This is a genomic window from Synechococcus sp. R3-13 (assembly GCF_047462195.1).
Taxonomy (GTDB): domain Bacteria; phylum Cyanobacteriota; class Cyanobacteriia; order Thermostichales; family Thermostichaceae; genus Thermostichus.
This window is the reverse complement of the sequence record NZ_JANSIO010000479.1, coordinates 3348-3623: the sequence shown is the minus strand read 5'-3', so window position 1 is coordinate 3623 and position 276 is coordinate 3348. Positions and strand designations below refer to the sequence as shown.

The 276-nt window shown below is 61.2% G+C and carries 1 protein-coding gene; it reads left to right on the top strand.

The window, feature by feature from the left end; genetic code table 11:
* On the top strand, nucleotides 1-276 hold a 276-nt coding region (locus tag NW856_RS13320), incomplete at both ends, for a zinc ribbon domain-containing protein (RefSeq protein ID WP_414400645.1).

Here is a 276-nt window from a genome sequence, read left to right as displayed (position 1 = left end):
TACGGGAAGGTCTTCAACAAGGTGGTGGTGGCCGTGCCGCCCCAGTACACCAGTCAGGACTGTTCTCGGTGTGGCCACCGGGTGAAGAAGACGCTGTCCACTCGCACCCATCAATGCCCGCAGTGTGGGGTGGTGATCGACCGGGATGAGAATGCGGCCATCAACATCCTGCGCAAAGGGTTGGAGCTGTTGGGTGAGGAGTGGAGCAACGGTACCTTTGGGCAAAAGGGAACCGCCCCGAAAGGGGGAACGCCTGGGGAGATGAGCACCGCTGCT